Genomic DNA, 15,625 nt, shown 5'->3' with positions numbered 1-15,625 from the left:
ACAATTTGCAGCACGGATCAGACATGCGAAACAAGGCCAAGAGGGGGAACACAATGTCTGACCGTATCACCAAGGGGGTAAAGACCCGGCGCGAGGTTCTGGGCGACTCCCATGTGGACCGGGCCGAGGCGGCCAAGACTGCGTTTGACGAGCCGTTCCAAACCCTTATCACCGAAGGCGCGTGGGGGACAGTCTGGTCCTCGGACGCGATCAGCCGTCGGGAACGGTCGATGCTGACACTGGCACTTTTGGCGGCGACGGGCAATTTTGACGAAATACCGATGCATATTCGCGCCACGGCTCGCACCGGGGCCAGCAAGCAAGACGTGATGGAAGCGTTCCAGCATGTGGCGATCTATGCTGGCGTGCCCTGCGCGAACCACGCGATCAAGCTGGCCAAACAGACCTATGCGGAGATGGAGAACTCGGATGACTGACACCGCAGCCCTGATGCCGCGCCGCCGAGAGATGCATCCAGACCCGTATCACCCGGACTACAAAACCTCGATCACGCGGTCCCCGGCGCTGCCGCTTTTGTCGATGGAGTCGACCCCTAGCGAAGAAACCGGGCCACGCTTTGGGCACAGCCTTTTGGGCGCGCTCGATAACGACCTCATTCGCAACTATACGCAGGGCAAAGCGCTGGCCATCGGGGAACGCATCCGCGTGCACGGTCGCGTTCTGGACGAGACGGGTCGCCCGGTGCCGCAGACGTTGGTCGAGATTTGGCAGGCCAATGCTGGTGGGCGTTACCGCCATGTCAAAGACACATATTTCGCGCCGCTTGATCCCAATTTCGGCGGCTGCGGGCGCACAATCACGGATGCCAACGGATTTTACGAGTTCATGACCATTCGCCCCGGTGCCTACCCCTGGCCGAACCGGGCCAATGATTGGCGGCCAATGCATATTCATTTTTCGATTTTCGGCCATGCCTTTGGGCAACGTCTGATCAGCCAGATGTATTTTCAGGGTGATCCGTTGATTGACCTGTGCCCGATTGCCGCCACCGTGCGCGACCGCAGTCAGCTTGACCGCCTCGTCGCGCCGCTGGACATGCAGAATGCGCGGGGCATGGATTACCTTGCCTACAAGTTCGACATCGTTTTGCGCGGGCGCCGTCAGACGATGTTCGAGAACAAACCCGAAGGGATGTGATGCATGGTGCAACCGCTTGACACTCTGGTGGAAACGCCAAGCCAGACCGCCGGGCCCTATGTGCATATCGGCTGCATCCCAGCCTTTGCCGGGATCGAAGGGATCTATTCCGAGGACATTGGCCGCAGCCCGTTTGACGACGGTGCCAAGGGCGAGGTCATCACAATCGTCGGATCGATCTATGATGGCACCGGCTGGCCAATGCGCGATGCGATGTTCGAAAGTTGGCAGGCCGATGCTGCGGGGGTCTATCCAGGTCAGGACGGCGCAGACCCCAAGGTCAGCGGATTTTGCCGCTTCGCCCTTCATACGGACAGTGCCGAATTCACCCTCCGCACGATCAAGCCCGGTGCGGTCACTGGGCGCAATGGGCAGGTCTTTGCGCCACATATCTCGGTCTGGATCGTGGCACGGGGGATTAATATCGGTCTCAACACGCGCATCTATTTCGACGACGAAGACAACAGCAGTGATCCGCTTTTGGCCCGGATCGAACAGCGCCCGCGCGTCGATACCTTGATCGCCAAAACGGTAGGTGACGGAAAGTACCGCTTTGACATCCGCCTTCAGGGCGCGGGCGAAACTGTCTTTCTGGATCTGTGATGGCGGGTGTCTTCGATCACCCGTGGCTGTCGGGCCTTTTCGCGGACGATGAGGTCGCTGCGCTGTGGTCTGCCGATGCGCAGCTTGCCCATATGATCGCGTTCGAGGCGGCGTGGTCGCGGCACGGGCACTTGGCAGCATTGTGGACCAAAGAGGAGGGCGTGACAGCGGCACAGGCGATTGAAGGGGCAGATCTGAGCCCGGATGCCCTGCGCGATGGTACGGCGCGGGACGGGGTCTGTGTGCCTGCCTTGGTGCGGCTGTTGACAGAACGGACAGGGTCGATAGCGCTGCACACAGGGGCGACGTCGCAGGATGTGATCGACACGGCCACGGTTCTGTCTTTAATCCGCAGTCTTGATCTGATCGATCAGCGGCTTGAGCGTCTGACCTTGGCTCTTGAAGCACTTGAAGCGCGGTTTGGGGCAATGTCGTTGATGGGCCGGACCCGGATGCAGGCGGCTTTGCCGATCACCGTGGCAGACCGGATACAGACATGGTTGCTGCCGCTCTTTGCGCATCGGGAACGGGTGGCGCAGCTGCGCCCACGTGTGGCTTGTGTTCAAATCGGCGGGGCAGCCGGGGATCGCGCCGCATTGGGCGCGGGGGCTTCGGCGTTCTGCGCGGCAATGGCTCAGGACTTGGGGCTTAACCCCACCGAAAAAAGTTGGCACGCGATGCGCGACGGTCTTGCCGAGGCGGCGTCGGTTTTGTCGCTGATCACCGGAACACTGGGCAAGATGGGCCAAGATATGTGCCTCATGGCGCAGCAGGGTATTGACGACATCACGCTTGCGGGGGGCGGTGCGTCATCGGCCATGCCGCACAAACAGAACCCGGTGCATGCCGAACTGTTGGTCACGCTCGCGCGGTTCAACGCGGTTCAGGTCTCGGGGATGCATCATGCGGTGGTGCATGAACAGGAACGTTCTGGCGCGGCATGGTCACTGGAATGGATGCTGTTGCCACAGATGGCTCAGGCAACAGGCCGGTCATTGACCGCGGCGCTGGCATTGGTTGATGCAGTTGAGCACATCGGCGCACCCAGAGGCGGCGCATAGGCGCAGACTGCAACCGACACGCCCAACACGGGGTGGCGTACTAGACCAGCATGTTGCGTGGATCAGCGATCAGCGCAGCATAGTGCGACAGGAACCGTGCGGCATCAGCCCCGTTGATCACACGGTGATCGTAGGACAGATCAAGCGGCACCATTGGGGCGGGGCGCGGTGTGTCGCCGTCCCAGACGGTGACGGTTTCGGTGCGGGTTATGCCAAGGATTGCCACCTCGGGCGGGTTGACGATGGGCGTAAAGGCCGTGCCGCCTATGCCGCCCAGATTGGTAATCGTCATCGATGCACCGCCCATTTCATCCGGTCCCACCTTGCGCGCTTGTGCACGGGACGCCAGGTCCGCAATCTCAGCCCCGATCTGCCAAAGGCCCTTGCGATCCGCATCACGAAGCACCGGCACCATCAGGCCGTGCGCGGTATCAACTGCGATGCCGATATGGACATAGTTTTTAAGGTATAGCGTGTCGCCATCCGCCGACAGAGACGCGTTGAAGCGCGGGAATGCGTGCAGGCAGCGGGCGAGGGCGGTGACGTGAAACGCCAGCGCGGTGAGCTTGACGCCCCGCGCCTGTGCTTCGGACGTCAGGCTGTGACGGAACGCCTCGATGCGGTTGACATCGGCGCGGTCGTGATGGGTCACTGCCGGGATCAGCGATTGCGCTGCCGCAAGATTGCGCGCGGCGATCTTGGCAAAGCGGCTCATCGGCTCCGGTGTCACGAGGCCATATTGGCTGTGATCCACATCCCAGTAGGACGTGTCGCCCGCAGCGGTTGGCGGGGGGGCGGCGCTATCGTTCAAATCCTCTGGGCCGATGGTTTGACGGCCAAGTTTTTTGGCGAGGGTTTCGATCTCGACCCCCTTTTCACGGGCCAAGCGGCGGGTGGCGGGGCTTGCGGTGACGTGTGCCATGTCTGCTCCTTTACCAGCTTGCCGAAATATACTGGGTTTCCATGAATTCGAGCATGCCGTCATGCCCGCCTTCGCGGCCCAGACCCGATTGTTTGGTGCCACCAAAGGGGGCCGCGGGATCGCTGACAAGGCCACGGTTCAACCCGACCATGCCATAATCTAACCGTTCGCAGACCTGCAAAGCGCGTTTGAAATCGGCGGAAAACACATATGCGACAAGCCCGTATTCGGTGTTGTTCGCGCGACGAATGGCCTCTTCCTGATCGGTGAAGGTCTGGATCGCGGCGACAGGGCCAAAGATTTCGTCCTGCACGCAATCGGCATGTTCCGGCACGCTCGACAGGACAGTTGGCGGGTAATAGTAGCCCTTGCCCTCGGGCACCGTACCACCACATTCGATCTTGGCACCCTTGGCGACAGCATCGGTGACGAATTCTGCCACCTTGTTGCGGGTGTCGGCGTTGACCAGCGGGCCAACATCGACGCTTGGATCGGTGCCATCGCCCATCTTGAGCGCGGACATGCGGTCGGTCAGGCGTTTGGTAAATTCATCTGCAATGCTTTCATGCACATAGATGCGGTTGGCCGCCGTACAGGCCTCGCCGAGATTGCGCATCTTGGCAAGCATTGTCCCGTCGATTGCGGTGTCCATATCGGCGTCTTCCAGCACCACCACCGGGGCATTGCCGCCCAGTTCCATCGCGGGTTTCAAAACCTGATCAGCCGCTGATTTCAACAGCTTGCGACCCACACCTGTAGACCCGGTAAAGCTGACCACACGAACGCGGGGATCGTGCAGCATGTGATCGACCAACGCGCCCGTCTTGCGCGAGGGCAGCACGTTGACCAATCCGGGTGGCACGCCTGCCTCTTCGAGCAGCGGCATCAGCGCCAGCATCGTCAGCGGCGTTTCCGACGCGGGTTTGATGATGACGCCGCAACCGGCAGCCAGCGCTGGCGCGATCTTGCGGGTGCCCATGGCGGCGGGGTAATTCCAAGGTGTGATCAACACGGCCAATCCTGCCGGTTTGTGTTGCACGATGATCCGTGCGCGAGAGGCAGGTGCGTGGGTGATCATGCCGTCCGCGCGCACCGCTTCTTCGGCAAACCAGCGGAAGAATTCGGCGGCATAGGTGGCTTCGCCCTTGGCGTCTGCGCCCGCCTTGCCGTTTTCCAACGTGATCAGGTGGGCGAAGTGATCGAGCTGGGCTGTCATCAGTTCCCACGCTTTGCGCAACACTTCGGACCGGGCGCGCGGGGTGCGTACAGCCCAGTCGGCCATCGCTTTTTCGGCGGCGTCCAGCGCGGCGTCGGCATCCGCGATATCGGCGGATGCGACCGAGGCGATCACCTCTTCGGTGGCCGGGTTGATGACGTCAAAGCGGTCGGCTGTCTTGTGCCACGTGCCGTTGATGTAAAGATCGGTATAGTCCATGTCGGTCCCCCGGTAAGTCAAAGCAGGTGGCGAAGCGGTTGGTCCAACCGGCCTGCGAAATTGGTCAAAAGCTGGATTGCGGTTTGTGCGTCCAACTGGTTGGCGGCGCAGTCGAGCGTGACGCGCACCCCTTTGCGTCGCGTGGTGATCGTGAGGACTGGCGCGGTTTCCGCCCCCATATCCGCGCTGCGGATCGTGGTGTTGCGCAGGTCGCGCAGGATCAGATCAGGTGCTGCGTCGGTTTCTGCAATCTTCGAAAGTAGTCGGGATGCGGGCATCGCATAGGTCGTCGAGGCCCCAAACCGTTCGACCGCAACTGCGCCTGCTTTGGGCAGGGCAGCGCCTGCCAGCCCCGCAAGGATCGCATCGGTATCTGTAAGGCCGTGCGCCTCGGCCGCCCATTTGGTGAAACCGGGAAGTGCATCGCCCGAGACTTTTGCCACAAGGTGGCGTGCGGCGGCGGCGCCTGTTGCAGGTGTTTGCACGGACTGTTGCGGCAGGGCCTTGAGCAGCTCCAAATCGCGCACATGGAACGGTTGCGGGTGACCGGCCTTAACAAGGCGGGACAAGTCGAGGCCTTGTTCCATTGCCAGTCTGCGGGTTTTGGGGGACGCAAGAATGCGCCCATGGGTCTTTTGCATCGGTGGTGCGGCTTGAGCAGCTTTGGGTAAGGTTGGTTCCCGTGTTGGCTTTGGCGTGGCCACAGGTTTGGGTGCAACCGCCCCGTCTGCCACTGACCGCGTGACACGGGCGGCAGGCTTGGTTGTGCTGATGATCGCCACGGTTTGGCCGACAGGCACGCTGTCCCCAGCCTCGGCCAAGGTCGCAGCCAGATAGCCATCAGTTCCAGCTTCGACCTCCATCGTGCTTTTGTCGGTTTCCACCTCGAACAGCACGTCGTCAGCCTTGACCGCGTCACCGGGCGATTTGTGCCAACTGACCAGAAGACCACTATCCTGCGCCATGCCAAGCTGTGGCATGGTCACCGACGTGCCGTCGGGCAAGGCATCGGCCAGGTCGTCCGACGCGGTTGGAGCGGGTGCAGCCGCGGCAGGGCCATCGTCGTCGGCGCTGTCCGAGATGCGAGCGATCACGGCACCGACTGCAATGTCTTCGCCCTCGGACGCCGACACGCTGGTGAGAAAACCGCTGGCTTGCGCCTCAACCTCCATCGTGGCTTTGTCGGTTTCGACCTCGAACAGGGCGTCACCCTTGGTCACCGCATCGCCGGGGGCCTTGAGCCATGACACGATTTTGCCCGCGTCCTGTGTCATGCCAAGCTGTGGCATTGTCACATCATGCGGCATGGATCATCTCCCCCGAACAAAGCTTGCGCGCCATGTCGACCACGCGCTCTGGCGTTGGGACGGTGATATCTTCAAGCGCGGGGCTGAACGGGATTGGGACATCCATCGCGCCCATACGCACCACGGGCGTGTCGAGGTGGTAGAACGCCTTTTCGTTCAGGCGTGACGCGATTTCCGACGTGATACCATAGCTTTGGTGGCCCTCGTCAATCACGATGGCGCGGCTGGTTTTCTTGACGCTCTGGATCAGGGTGGCCTCGTCCAGCGGCACGATGGTGCGCGGGTCGATGACCTCGGCTTCGATCCCTTCCTTAGACAAGATGTCTGCGGCTTTTTCAGCCACCTGCACCATTGAGGACGTGGCAATCAGGGTGATGTCGCTGCCTTCGCGCTTCACATGCGCCTCGCCGAAGGGGATCAGGTATTCCTCTTCCGGCACGGGGGCCTTGTCCTGATACATCAGCTTGTCTTCGAAGATCACAACCGGGTTGTTGTCGCGGATCGCGGTCTTAATCAAACCCTTCGCCTCGTAGGCAGAGGAGGGCATTGCAACCTTAAGCCCCGGAATATGTGCCACAAGCGCTTGCAAAGATTGGCTGTGCTGCGCGGCAGATCTGCGGGTCGCACCCATATTGGTGCGCAGCACCAGGGGTACGTTCAACTTACCGCCAGACATGTAATGGATCTTGGCCGCCTGATTGCAGAGCTGGTCCATGATCAGGAAGATGAAGTCGCCAAACATCAGATCGACGATAGGCCGAGCGCCGGTCATGGCAGCACCGACGGCGATGCCCATGAAACCGGGCTCAGCAATGGGGGTGTCGATGACGCGCTCGGTGCCGAATTCCTCGACCAGACCGGACAACACCTTGAACGGTGTTCCAGCCTCGGCCACGTCTTCGCCCAGCAGAAAGACGGTGGGATCGCGGCGCATTTCTTCGGCGATGGCCTCGTTCACGGCCTGGGACAGGGTGATCTCTCTCATGTCAGTCTCTCCTCAGTCTGCGTAAACATGCATGTCCACTTCGGACACATCGGGGTATTTTGCAGCCTCGGCATAGGCGACGGCTTCGGCGGCATCGTTTTCGATCTCGGCATTCATCGCATCGATCTCGGCCTCGGTGGCGATGCCTTCGCTGACAAGATGGGACCGGAAACGGATGATCGGATCGCGGTTTTCCTTCCAGTCCTTCTCTTCATCCTTGGAGCGGTAGTATGCGCGGTTGATGTCGCCCACGTGGTGGCCGTGGTAGCGATAGGTCATCAGTTCCACAAAGAACGGCCCTTCGCCTTTGCGGCAACGCGCGACCAGCTTTTGGGTCAACGCATTCACGGCAAGCACATCTTGCCCGTCCACTTGGAACGCTTCGATGCCAAATGCCTCGGCCCGTGCCGTAATGGACCCGGCAGCGATTTCTTCGGTCTTGGTGTATTCGGAATAGCCGTTGTTTTCGCAAGCATAGATCACAGGCAGGTTCCAAAGTGCGGCCATGTTCATGACCTCGTAAAGCAACCCTTGCGCTGTGGCCCCGTCACCGAAGAAACAAACAGTGACATCGTCCGAACCCTGCAATTTCGCCCGGAGCGCAGAGCCGGTGGCAATTCCCATCGACCCGCCGACAATGGCGTTGGCCCCGAGGTTGCCGTGGCTTTGATCGGCGATGTGCATTGATCCGCCCTTGCCGCGACAATAGCCCTCTTCCTTGCCCAGCAATTCGCAGAACATTTGTTTGAAATCAGCGCCTTTGGCGACGCAATGCCCATGACCCCGGTGGGTCGAGGTGATGCGATCGTCATCGGTCAGGGCTTCGCAGATGCCCACAGCCACGGCCTCTTCTCCGGAATACATATGGGTGAGGCCGGGCATCTTGGCCGACAGGTAAAGCTGGTTCGCGGTGTCTTCGAACGTGCGGATGCGCATCATCTGGCGGTACATGCGCAGGTAGTCTTCTGTGTTTGTCTTGGCCTTGGCCATTGGTTCCCTCCCAAAGGGGGCAAGGGCGCGCAGCCCCTGCTTCATCTTGCCCGAAAAACTCCCGCCGGAGGCATCCCCGGCGGGGATGATCAATACCGGTTGGCGATGGGCAGCTCTTCGGCGGGGAAGAGGCTGATCACCTCGCAGCCCGTTTCTGTCACAACCACTTCTTCCTCGATCCGTGCGGCGGAATAGCCGTCGGTGGCGGGGCAGTAGGTTTCGAGCGCAAAGACCATGCCGGTCTTGATCTCCATCGGGTGATCAAGGCTGATTGCACGGCTGATGATGGGCCGTTCATGCAGGGCAAGGCCCAGACCGTGACCGAATTGCAGACCGAATGCCTGATCTTCGTTGTCGAACCCAAGCGATTGCGCGGTTGGCCAAACCTCGGCCACCTTGTCGGTGGTGACACCCGGCTTGATCATGGCAATCGAGGCGTCGATCCATTCGCGCGCCTTTGTATAGGCATCGGTCTGCGACGGTGTCGCGCGGCCCACGTTGAATGTGCGGTAGTAACAGGTGCGGTAGCCCTGATAGCTTTGCAGGATGTCAAAGAACGCCTGATCACCGGGCCGGATCAACCGGTCGGTAAAGTTGTGCGGATGCGGGTTGCAGCGTTCACCTGAAATGGCGTTGATCGCCTCGACGTCGTCTGATCCCATCTCGTACAACATCTTGTTCGACAGGGCGACGATGTCATTCTCGCGCACACCGGGTTTAAGCTCTTCGTAGATCATGTGGTAGACGCCATCGACCATGGCAGCGGCCTGAGTCAAAAGCTGGATTTCGTCCCAATTCTTGATCTCGCGTGCGGCCAGCATGATTTGCTGACCGTCCACGACATTGATGCCCTCTTCGCGCAGCGCGTGGAACATCGCGGTTTCGGCGTAATCCACACCGACCGGCATATCCGCCATGCCCGCATCGCGGATCAGGCCCGCGATCTGCTTGGCATATTTCTGCATCAGGCCGAATTCAGGCGGGATGGTGCCGCGCATGCCGACAACACCCGCCAGACAGTGATCGGGCTCAAGCCAGTCGGAATGGCGCTTGTGGTGCATTGCGGCGGACCCGAAATCCCAGACATACGGGCTGTCATCGCCTGTCAGCAGGCAGAAGCGGCACATCTTGTCGCGTTCCCATTCGCCGATCTTGGTGGACGACACATAACGGATATTGTTCACGTCGAACAAAAGCAGCGTTCCCGCGTTCGACGCCTGCAAGGCCTGCCGCGTGCGGGCCAGCCGGTAGCGGCGCAGTCGGTCGTGATCAACGCGGCGTTCAAAATCGACCGAGGTGTGACCCCAGGCAGGAATGCGTTCCCGCCATTCCCAATTGGGTTCAAGATCCTGTGGGGTGAGAAGGTTGGGCATAAGTGCGCGCGACATGAAGTGCTCCTCCGGGTGCGATGGATCGCTCCCTTTTGTATATAAAAATCAGGGATTTAGGGGCTTACTGGATGCACCAGCCGCCATCGATGTGGATCATCTGACCGGTCATGTAATCGCTGTCATCCGATGCCAGGAACGACGCTGTGCCGGTGATGTCCTTGGGGTAGGACACGCGCTTGATCTGAAGCGCATCGCGGACGATGTCCTCATAGGCTTGGCCTTCGCGTTCTTTGAAACCGATATCGACCAGGTCTTTGTCGAGCTGCTCCCAAAGCGGCGTCACCACCACACCGGGTGCATAGCCGTTGACGGTGATGTTATGCTCGGCCAGTCCAATTGCACCGCAATGGGTAAGCGCGAGACACCCGTATTTTGAGGTACAGTAAACGGTCACATCGACCAGCGGTTTGCGCGATGCGATAGAGCCTACATTGATGAGTTTGTAGGGGTGGTCTTCCATCGGGCCCTGCGCGATCATCTGGCGTGCGGTTTCCTGCATGCCCAACCACATCGCCTTTGTATTGACGTTCATGATCATGTCCCAGTTGTCTTCATCGATATCCATGAAGAACCTGGGCTTGTTCAGACCTGCGTTGAACAGACCGACATTGATCGACCCGAACGCCTCAACCGTGGCGGCAACGGCGGCCGCGTTGTCCGCGCGTTTGGTCACATCCATCATGATTGCAATCGCTCTGCCATGTCCTGCGGCATTGATCGCATCGGCGGTTGCCTTGGCTTCGGCTTCGTCCAGATCGCCGATGCACACGTTGGCACCCTGTGCTGCAAAGTTGGCGGCATTGGCTGCACCCATGCCGCGCGCGGCTCCGGTGATCAGAATGTTCTTACCCTTGAGGCGATTGGGGTCCATGGTTTCCTCCCTAAGTGACCTGTTGTCTCATGATGTCTTCGGCCCGCGCCTGAACGCGGTCGAGAGCGTCGCGCGGGGACACGATTCCGCGCAGCATGTCGTGAAGCTCGTGGCCGCAAATGCGAATGATGTCCGAGATCTCGGGGATCGGCGGGCGCGGCCAGAATTGCAGCTCGTCGCGCCAGGACATCTGGTCAACGAGTTCGAAAATCGGCGACAGGCGGCGCACCTCCGGGTCGGCACCAACCGAGTAACGCGGTGCCGTGCGGCTGCCGCTTTGAGCGTAAAGCTTTTGCGCGCCAGGGGACGTGAAGGCGACAAGCGCCTCTACCGTGTCCTCGACCCGTTCTGGGGCCAGGTTGGACGGAATGCACAGAACATATCCGCCGACAGGGGCAATGGGCGCGCCTTTCGGGCCGTGTGGATGTGGTAGGTAGCCGGTGTTTCCATGTGCCGAACAGCTTTCGTCCAGTTCGAAATACGGGGCCAGCAAGGTATAGCCATAGGCCATTGCCACTTTGCCTGACGCGTAGGGACGCACCCGTTCGAACCACGACATTGACAGGATGTCTGGAGGTGAGAATTCCAGCAACTGCATCAGGTATTCGGCCGCCTCTAATGCCTGGTCGGTGTTGAGCATGGGGCGGTAGCTGCGCTGGCCCAGATGATCGGAATCAAACCCGCCTGCGATCTTGGGCAAGTCGATGATCGGCTGCCCGAAGGCGGCACAGGTCATCATGAAGGTGTGTCCCAAAGCGGTCCCGCGCGCTGCATTCCACGCAACGCCATACCGGCCGCGTCTCGGGTCATGAAAATGACGTGCAGCCTCGATCACGGCTTCGGTTGTCACCGGCGGTTCCAGCCCTTCGGCGGCAAACCAATCCTTGCGGTAGAACATCAGCTCCGGCGTGGTCTGGCTTGGTACACCGTAAGGGCATTCATCCCAATGCGCCGCACGCCATCCGGCTGTATGGAAATCTGCCGGATCAAGACGCGCAACATCCATCACATCCGTCAAAGGCCGGATGACGCCTTTCTGGACAAATTCACCGAGCCACGGAAGATCAACTGCAATCAGGTCATAGCGGCTTTTGCTACGATCACTGTTGCGCAGCGCTTCTTCGCGCAGCCGGTCGATTGAAAAGGCCCGTTGGTGAATGTTGGTACCGACAAGCTGTTCAAACTGCCGCTTCAGGTTGTCCATGACCATGAAGGTCGGGTCACCATGAACCAGAATCCGCAGACCACCCGGCAACTTCAAGGGCTGTGACAGGGCACTGGGAGGCGCAATCGCGGCGCGTGCCGCCTGATAGGATCCGCCATAGTAATAGCTATGGGTGTCTGCGCTGTCATGTGCGCTGCCAAAAGAGGCACGCGCCATACGTTCGATCCGGTCTGCCACCTGGTTGAACGTGTCGAGCAAGGAAGAGCTTGGGTGCAATGAAAAGCTTTTGCCACTTTTTGTGCGTGGGCGGTGTTCCAATAACCCTGCGTCCTTGAGCTCGGCGAGTTTGCGGGTGGCTGTGGCATAAGGAACGCCTGCCGCAGCGACCATGGAAGAAGGCGACACCAGCCTGCCGTCGGAATGGCTCTGCAAAAGGTGCAGGATCATATTCAGGTGTGGGTTGGGCGTGTTTGGTTCGATAGAGCTGTCAATCTCGACTGACAGCGATTTGAGAAATCCCACAACGCGCTCCAAGTCCGGCCCAGTCATCGAAACGCGCGGCGCTGAGGGGCGTTGCGTCGAAGTCTGTCCAAATTGGATATTATTTGATGGTGTTGCGTTCATTTTCTCAGTTTCGGGTGAGGGCGTCTGGCGCTTGCGCGAGTCGGTCATGACTGCGTCTCCTGAAATTGTTCAATCTGGCCCATTCGAGGTACTGCATAAAAATCCAAAATGAATAATTAAAAATTCAAATCGAACAAAACGGTGCGTTCGTTGTTTGGCGAAATGTCGCTGGATGGGTGTCAGATTGCACCGGGCTTGAACCGGGCTGGGAGGACAGCGGCAATCGTGCGAACAACACCCCTAGGGAGGACATAAAAATGAAAATGACATTCACGGCAGCATTGGTTGCATCAACAGCACTGGCTGGCGCCGCGATGGCCGAGTCACATGGTGGCAAGATGACCATCGGCATCACGCAGAACAATGTCGGCGTTGACAGCTATCAGACCACGTACGAGAACGCCTTTATCGCCGCCGCTGAGGCCAACGACATGGTCGAAACCATCGTACTGGACGCCGGTGGGGATGTCGCCCGTCAGATCGCGCAGATGGAAGACATGATCCAGCAAGAGGTCGATGCGATCATCATCTGGCCAACCAATGGTGAAGCAGTCATTCCTGCGGTCCGTAAGGCGCACAGTGCCGGTATTCCGGTCATCGTGACCAACTCCAACATCGCCGAGCAGGGCTTTGATTTCGTCTCAAGCTTCTCTGGGCCCGACAATATCACGCAAGGGTCGCGCTCTGCTGAGATCATGTGTGACAAGTTCAAGGACATGGGCATCGAAAATGAGGCCCGCGTTGTGCAGATTTCCGGCCAGCCGGGCTATACGACTGCTATTGAACGCCAAAAGGGTTTTGATGACCGTCTGCCCGAAGTGTGCCCGAACGTGACGCTTGTTGAAACGCAGCCCGGCGATTGGAATCGCGAAAAGTCGCAACAGGTGATGGAAGCATTCCTTGTCAAATATGATGACATTGACGGCGTTTATGCCGGTGATGACAACATGGGCGTTGGCGCTTTGAACGCAGCCAAGGCTGCAGGCCGCGAAGGTATCATCTTCGTCGGTGCCACAAATTTTGCCGTCGGCTATGAGGCGATGGCGGCGGGCGAATATTGGGGATCAATTTACCAGTCTCCGGTGGATGATGCCGAAGCGGCGCTCAAGACGGCGATTGACGTTCTGAATGGTGAAGACCTTCCGTTCCTCAACTATTTCGACACGCCGAAGATCACGCAGGACAATATGGGCGATTTCACAAAGCCCGTCTTTTAAGTTCCTCCCTGGACGCGTGGGGCAGCTTGTCTGCCTCGCGCGTTTATTCCTTTATCAATAACAAGAAACGGATGGACGGGATGGCAGGAGTCTCGGGGCGGTCATGTATTGTGACTGGCGCTGCACAAGGCATCGGGCGCGCAATCGGTGAAGCGCTTTTGACCGAAGGTGCCAATGTCTGCTTTGCAGATATCAATGCAGACAAGGTGGCAGAGGTGGCAGGGCTCAACGCTGCGCGGGCATCTGACGCAGGGGCAAAAGTTACCCATGCTGCGGTTGATGTGACGGACAGGGCACAGGTCAAAGCGATGGTTGCGCACGCGGTCGAAACTTTTGGTCGGCTGGATGTAAAATTCAACAATGCCGGTGTGAACAAGCCGATGAACTTCCTTGATGTGACCGAGGAAAACTGGAATTTCATAATGGGAATCAACGGTCTAGGTTGCATGATAGGCATGCAGGAAGCCGCGCGTCAGATGATCGCGCAAGGCGGCGGCGGCAAGATTATCAACACAGCCAGCATTGCCAGCAGGCAGGGCTTTGATAACGTGGCCCCATATTGCGCAAGCAAATTTGCGGTGGTGTCGCTGACACAATCGGGTGCGCGCGACCTTGCGAAACACGACATCACAGTCACTGGTTTTGCGCCCGGGGTCGTTGCCACCGAAATGTGGGACCAGGTGGATCAGGATTTGATGGCTATCGGGGCGGCAGAGCGCCCGGGCCAGGCGATGGAAGAGTTTTCGTCCGAGATTTTGCGCGGGCGCGTTGCCCGCCCCGAAGACATCACCGGAACCACGACATTCCTGGCGTCATCCGCCAGTGACTATATGACCGGGCAAATCGTGATGATCGACGGGGGAATGACTTTGGTGTGACGGCAACCGACAGCACCCTGGGGAGGAAAAAATGGCAGAGTTGACGAAACAGGGCATTGGACGTTTCCTTGCCCGACAGGGCATCTTGATCGCCTTTGCAGTCTTTATGATTGGGTTTGCGCTGGCAAATCAGCGCTTTATCGCAATTGACAATATTTCTGGCGTTATCCGGTCTTCGGCCATTCTGGGCGTGATGGCGCTTGGTGTCACGTTCGTGGTGATCGGTGGCAACCTTGATCTGTCGGTGGGGTCGATGATGTCATTCTCCACCATCGTGGTGCTGGACTTGCACGACAAGCTGGGTCCGGCCCTTGCCATCCCAGCGATGTTCGGTCTGACGATGGCGTTGGGCGCATTCATCGGGTTTCTGGTGGGGTATCTCAAACTCAACTCGCTGATCGTCACATTGGGTATGCTGTCGGCGATTCACGGCCTGACACTCACCTGGTCGGGTGGCAAGAACATGGACATCGCGGACAAGGAAGGCACGTGGTTCGCAGTATTTGGCCAAGGTACCGTTGCAGGTGTGCCGGTTCCAATTCTGATCTTTGCTGGGCTTGCGATTGTCCTAAGCGTTGTCCTGTCCAAAACGCCCTTCGGTCGCAAGGTCTATGCGGTTGGTGGCAATGGCAAAGCCGCGACCTTCTCGGGTATCCCGCGCGCCCGGATCGTATTCCTGACTTATCTGGTGTCCGCGTTCTGTGTGGCGTGTGCCGGGCTTTTGCAGGCAAGCCGCAGTCTTGGCAGCCAGAATACCGTCGGACAGGGGCTTGAGCTTGAAGTACTCGCCGCTGTCATTCTTGGGGGCGCATCGCTTTTGGGCGGATCGGGCACCATTTTCAAGACCGTGATCGGAGTGCTGATCCTGGGCTTTATTCAAAACGGACTGCTGTTGGTCGGTTTGGAGTTCTATGTCCAATACGTTGTCACATGGGGGATCATCATCCTTGCGGTCTGGTTGGATATTGCAGCGAAACGGGGCCGCCTTTGGTCCCAGATTGCTTGAGGATCGCATCAG

At 59.2% G+C, this 15,625-nt stretch carries 15 protein-coding genes; 7 read left to right on the top strand and 8 right to left on the bottom strand.

Annotated features, from left to right (window positions below; translation table 11 throughout):
• The first annotated feature begins 53 nt into the window (after positions 1 to 53).
• Genes pcaC through ACSHXH_RS13685 form a run of 4 tightly spaced genes read left to right on the top strand, consistent with a single transcriptional unit; the run spans position 54 to position 2,822 of the window.
• Positions 54 to 437, top strand: coding sequence for a 4-carboxymuconolactone decarboxylase (gene pcaC / locus ACSHXH_RS13700; protein WP_435672368.1), 384 nt, complete (start codon positions 54 to 56; stop codon positions 435 to 437).
• Positions 430 to 1,158, top strand: a complete 729-nt coding sequence (gene pcaH / locus ACSHXH_RS13695) for a protocatechuate 3,4-dioxygenase subunit beta (protein WP_435672367.1) — start codon at positions 430 to 432, stop codon at positions 1,156 to 1,158. The genes pcaC and pcaH overlap by 8 nt, the downstream gene beginning before the upstream one ends.
• A gap of 3 nt (positions 1,159 to 1,161) precedes the next feature.
• On the top strand, positions 1,162 to 1,761 hold the full coding sequence (pcaG, locus tag ACSHXH_RS13690; protein WP_435672366.1) for a protocatechuate 3,4-dioxygenase subunit alpha: 600 nt from the start codon (positions 1,162 to 1,164) through the stop codon (positions 1,759 to 1,761).
• Positions 1,761 to 2,822 carry a 3-carboxy-cis,cis-muconate cycloisomerase gene (locus ACSHXH_RS13685; protein WP_435672365.1) on the top strand — a complete coding sequence of 354 codons (1,062 nt, stop codon included), beginning with the start codon at positions 1,761 to 1,763 and terminating at the stop codon, positions 2,820 to 2,822. Before pcaG ends, ACSHXH_RS13685 begins: the two co-directional genes overlap by 1 nt.
• A gap of 40 nt (positions 2,823 to 2,862) precedes the next feature.
• On the opposite strand, the gene ACSHXH_RS13680 is transcribed toward ACSHXH_RS13685, so the two are convergent.
• From ACSHXH_RS13680 to ACSHXH_RS13645, 8 genes are all read right to left on the bottom strand, one after another.
• On the bottom strand, positions 2,863 to 3,744 hold the full coding sequence (locus tag ACSHXH_RS13680) for a 2-oxo acid dehydrogenase subunit E2 (protein WP_435672364.1): 882 nt from the start codon (positions 3,742 to 3,744) through the stop codon (positions 2,863 to 2,865).
• A 10-nt stretch (positions 3,745 to 3,754) separates the two neighbouring features.
• Positions 3,755 to 5,179 (bottom strand): NAD-dependent succinate-semialdehyde dehydrogenase, encoded by a 1,425-nt coding sequence (locus ACSHXH_RS13675; protein WP_435672363.1) that lies wholly within the window; start codon positions 5,177 to 5,179, stop codon positions 3,755 to 3,757.
• 17 nt (positions 5,180 to 5,196) lie between these two features.
• Complete coding sequence (locus ACSHXH_RS13670; RefSeq protein ID WP_435672362.1) at positions 5,197 to 6,486, bottom strand: biotin/lipoyl-containing protein; 1,290 nt, start codon at positions 6,484 to 6,486, stop codon at positions 5,197 to 5,199.
• The gene (locus ACSHXH_RS13665) at positions 6,476 to 7,471 is read right to left on the bottom strand and encodes an alpha-ketoacid dehydrogenase subunit beta (RefSeq protein WP_435672361.1); all 996 of its coding nucleotides are present in this window, start codon (positions 7,469 to 7,471) and stop codon (positions 6,476 to 6,478) included. The genes ACSHXH_RS13670 and ACSHXH_RS13665 overlap by 11 nt, the downstream gene beginning before the upstream one ends.
• A 12-nt stretch (positions 7,472 to 7,483) precedes the next feature.
• Positions 7,484 to 8,461, bottom strand: a complete 978-nt coding sequence (locus tag ACSHXH_RS13660; RefSeq protein ID WP_435672387.1) for a thiamine pyrophosphate-dependent dehydrogenase E1 component subunit alpha — start codon at positions 8,459 to 8,461, stop codon at positions 7,484 to 7,486.
• 89 nt (positions 8,462 to 8,550) lie between these two features.
• Positions 8,551 to 9,849 (bottom strand): M24 family metallopeptidase, encoded by a 1,299-nt coding sequence (locus ACSHXH_RS13655; RefSeq protein WP_435672360.1) that lies wholly within the window; start codon positions 9,847 to 9,849, stop codon positions 8,551 to 8,553.
• A gap of 64 nt (positions 9,850 to 9,913) precedes the next feature.
• A complete protein-coding gene (locus ACSHXH_RS13650; RefSeq protein WP_435672359.1) occupies positions 9,914 to 10,723 on the bottom strand; it encodes an SDR family oxidoreductase in 810 nt (269 codons plus the stop codon).
• A gap of 10 nt (positions 10,724 to 10,733) precedes the next feature.
• The gene (locus ACSHXH_RS13645; RefSeq protein WP_435672358.1) at positions 10,734 to 12,437 is read right to left on the bottom strand and encodes an extracellular solute-binding protein; all 1,704 of its coding nucleotides are present in this window, start codon (positions 12,435 to 12,437) and stop codon (positions 10,734 to 10,736) included.
• Between the two features lie 332 nt (positions 12,438 to 12,769).
• On the opposite strand from ACSHXH_RS13645, the gene ACSHXH_RS13640 reads away from it, so the two are divergent.
• The 3 genes from ACSHXH_RS13640 to ACSHXH_RS13630 all read left to right on the top strand — a co-directional run bounded on the left by ACSHXH_RS13640 (position 12,770) and on the right by ACSHXH_RS13630 (position 15,613).
• The gene (locus tag ACSHXH_RS13640; protein WP_435672357.1) at positions 12,770 to 13,729 is read left to right on the top strand and encodes a sugar ABC transporter substrate-binding protein; all 960 of its coding nucleotides are present in this window, start codon (positions 12,770 to 12,772) and stop codon (positions 13,727 to 13,729) included.
• Positions 13,730 to 13,809: 80 nt separating this feature from the next.
• A complete protein-coding gene (locus tag ACSHXH_RS13635) occupies positions 13,810 to 14,607 on the top strand; it encodes an SDR family oxidoreductase (protein ID WP_435672356.1) in 798 nt (265 codons plus the stop codon).
• A gap of 31 nt (positions 14,608 to 14,638) precedes the next feature.
• Complete coding sequence (locus ACSHXH_RS13630) at positions 14,639 to 15,613, top strand: ABC transporter permease (protein ID WP_435672355.1); 975 nt, start codon at positions 14,639 to 14,641, stop codon at positions 15,611 to 15,613.
• The last annotated feature ends 12 nt before the right edge of the window (positions 15,614 to 15,625 follow it).

The sequence above is a fragment of the Marivita sp. genome (assembly GCF_051251565.1).
Taxonomy (GTDB): domain Bacteria; phylum Pseudomonadota; class Alphaproteobacteria; order Rhodobacterales; family Rhodobacteraceae; genus Marivita.
This window is presented reverse-complemented; position numbering and strand designations above follow the sequence as displayed.